Source organism: Gemmatimonadota bacterium, assembly GCA_016209965.1.
Taxonomy (GTDB): Bacteria; Gemmatimonadota; Gemmatimonadetes; order Longimicrobiales; family RSA9; genus JACQVE01.
In genome coordinates this window covers 1-3127 of record JACQVE010000324.1, presented here as the reverse complement: position 1 = coordinate 3127, position 3127 = coordinate 1, and the positions used below count along the sequence as shown (strand labels likewise).

Sequence of the window (3127 nt, the reverse complement as noted above, 5' to 3'; positions counted from 1 at the left end):
GGACGGAGTCGCCCTGATCAGGCACGCTCTGGCAACGGAAGGAGGGGCGACGTGAGCCGTGGGAACATCCGGCGGAAATGGACCTGGACGTGCGCCCTCGCATTCTGGGTGGCGCTGCCCGGGTGCAGCACCAAGGAGGTGAACGGCCCCGATGCGGCTGCGGGCGTGGTTCGCCTGGACGGGCCTCGCGGACTGCGCCAGACTGTGCGCATCGCCCCGGCGCAGCCGGCCACGGGCGATACCCTGCAGGTTGCCTCCGTGGTCGTGAACGGCGGGAGCGCGGCCGTAGCCGTCGAGTCCCGCATCTGCAGCCTCGACTTCCAGGGCGACCTGCGCCTCGAGGATCCCTTTGTCCGCTGCCAGGGCTACAGCATGAGCGGGCCGCTCGCCGCAGGCGATTCGCTGCAACTGGGGGACCGGCGCATTGTGGCTGCCGCGCCGGGCAGCTACACGCTGCGCGTGCGCCACCTGCTGGATCCCGAAGTCTGGGTCGAGACCCGGCTGGTCGTGCGGAGGTGAGGGAGCGTTACCGCGGGGGGGGGAGCCCCGCCCAGCGTACCGGGGCAGGGATTCGGCGCTAATAATCCCCGGAGCGGCGGCCGGCGCGCCGCCGACTCAGTGGTCGAATCCGCAAATACGCCCGCATTCCGCCGCCGATCCATCCCCGCTGGCTGCGTTGCGCTCCCTGCGGCGTAGCACCTTGGCTACGCCTCAGTCGCGCGCCTGGCCAGCGGGGCGGCTCGGCGCCCTCGTTGCGTGGGCGTACTTACGAACTCGACCACTCAGTGCCAGAGCCGGGCCGTCAGGAAACGGATCTCCAGCGGTCTCAGGTCGATCGTGCCCAGTTCGAGGCGGCGGCCGGACCGTTCGCCAGCCGCATCCAGCACCACGGTCACCGTGTGACGGCCAGGCGGGAGCCTCAGTCGGGCCACGCCCACGCGGCCGGGCAAGAGGTGCCAGGAGCGGGTGTCGGCGCGCTCCAGCAGCAGCGTTCCCAGATTCGTCACCAGCCCGAGCACGCGGCCCAGCGCCTCCTTCTCCTCTCCGGCTTCACGCTCGACCGCGCGCGTCAACGCCAGCTTGCTCGCGGCACGCGCCACCAGCCGGGCCAGCAGCAGTGCCCGCTGCTGCTGGAACTCCTGGACGGCAGCGCGGGACACATCGCCTGCCAGTTGAACCGGGGCTGCGCCGGCGCTGTCCACGACAATGGCTGCGGCCCGGTGTTCGCGCGGCGCGCTCGACCGATAGACCGGCCAGGCGATCTTGAGGAAGTACGGGTTGCGCTCCCGCTTTTTCGGGCAGGCCCGGTTGCTGGCCGAGTCCGGGGCCTGCGCAGCGGCGGGGGCAGCCCCGCCGGCCGCTTGACCCGAGCCCCCGCCCTGCGCCCCTTCGCGCGGCCGGCACTGGGCGCTCGCCGCCTGCGGCTGCCCGGCGGGCAGGGTGACCATGAGCCTGCGCGGCCGTCCCTCCCCCGGTTCGGACTCACCGGCCGCGCGAAACGCCTGCGCCAGCACGCGGGCCGCGACGTCCGCCGCCGCCGCCGTACGGGCAGCCTCGTCGCCACCGGCGAGCCCGGCCACGTCCTCCGGCAGGAGTACGAGCACCAGCTCCTGCTCGACGCGGTGCGCGACGAACCCCTCCTCCAGCACGACTATGACCTGGCCGGCCGAATCGGAGCGAGCGGCCTCGGCCGGAGGCACGGCCGCCGCCGCGTCGCCGCTCAGGGCAAGGGCGCGGCGGTGGGCGACGTCGGCGTCATTGTGCTCGCCGGCGGCTTCGAACGCCGCGCCCGCAAAAGAATGCAGGATGCCATGCAGCCCGCGAAGCGCCTCGTCGACTCCGCTCTCCTCGTAGGCCTGCAGCAGTTGGCTCAGGCGGCGTGCCTCGACGGCTGCTTCCTCGAGGTCGTTCCGCCGCAGGTAGTTGAGCGTGCCGTAGTAGTGGATGAGCAGCCGCTCCGTGCGGGACGGCTGGTAGGCCAGCGCCAGGTCGCTCGATACCAGGGAGAGTGCGCCGCGCGTGAGGCTTCGGGTGTAGCGGTCCTCCGCCAGTGCCGCGGCCCGATCCAGTGCTGTGGCGCTCTCCTCGTACCGGCCGGCGTAATGAGCGACCACGCCTGAGTAGAGCAGCCGCAGCAGCTCATCGGCCGGCGCGCCCTCCTGTCGCGCGAGGCGCGCCCCTGCCGAATCCGCCTGCTGCGCCGCGAGCAGCCGCCGCAGGTGCTCATCCGGGCGGCTCAACCCGCTGCGCGCGATGTCATGGGAACCGAAGATGCGGGCGCAGCCGCCGAGCGTCAGCGCCAGGGCGAGTACTGCCAAACTGACGCTGGGATTGCTGCCCCTGCGCATAGGCTTCAGCCAGCGCTCCGCCGCCTGTCCGGGCCGAGATCCCGGATCGCAGCTAGAATCCTTGCACTGAAAAAGTTGCAGCGATTGAGTCAAGTTTCATGCGGCGACCGCGTTGGACTAGCTAAAGCTGCCGTTTCCGTTACACGACTCGTCGGTCTGAGGCGGAGAGTCGTCAGTGCTTTTCCAGCACGATCACGCGTTCTCGCGCGTGCGCGATCGCAGCGGCCAGCTTCGCGTACGCCTCGCCCAGCGCCTCGATCTTCTCCAGCTCGAGGCGGTGCAGGAAGAGCCGGTAGCGGATCAGCGCTTCGATGGGCCGGAGCTGCTTGTCCAGCACCGTGGCGATGCGGTAATCCAGCTCCGGGTCGCCCGCTCGCAGCACTTCCGCGCGGTCGTAACGGTCCAGCGCTCGGGCCAGGTCGCCGCGCGCCGCCAGGTCATCACCCTCGCGGATCAGCATCTCGCCCAGCGCACTGGCCCGGCCGGCGGTGCTGGCGTCGGCCGGCTCGCTCACCACCCTGACGCCGGCACCCTCCTGGTAGCTGTAGCTGGACACCCGGCCGTCCCGCAACTGCACCAGCGCCAGCTCGCCGGCCGCGTCGCGGGGCGCCAGATCCAGGGACCGGGGCACCAGCACGGCCGCGCGCCCTGCGCGGCGCAGGCTCCAGGCGTCCTCCGTGGTGCGCGTCGCGGCCAGCACCTGTGCCTCCGTCATCCCCAGCGCCACTTCGCCCCGCGCCAGGGCGTCGCAGACGGGACCGGCACATGAGGCGAGCGCG

The 3127-nt window shown here is 71.9% G+C and carries 3 protein-coding genes; 1 reads left to right on the top strand and 2 read right to left on the bottom strand.

What is annotated here, in order from left to right; genetic code table 11:
- Positions 1 to 51 precede the first annotated feature (51 nt).
- Positions 52 to 519 carry a hypothetical protein gene (locus HY703_12940; GenBank protein MBI4546098.1) on the top strand — a complete coding sequence of 156 codons (468 nt, stop codon included), beginning with the start codon at positions 52 to 54 and terminating at the stop codon, positions 517 to 519.
- Between the two features lie 263 nt (positions 520 to 782).
- Here HY703_12940 and HY703_12935 read toward each other — a convergent pair whose 3' ends face one another.
- On the bottom strand, positions 783 to 2348 hold the full coding sequence (locus HY703_12935) for a hypothetical protein (GenBank protein ID MBI4546097.1): 1566 nt from the start codon (positions 2346 to 2348) through the stop codon (positions 783 to 785).
- Positions 2349 to 2520: 172 nt separating this feature from the next.
- Positions 2521 to 3063: a hypothetical protein gene (locus HY703_12930; protein MBI4546096.1), complete on the bottom strand. Its 543-nt coding sequence runs from the start codon at positions 3061 to 3063 to the stop codon at positions 2521 to 2523.
- Positions 3064 to 3127: the final 64 nt, after the last annotated feature.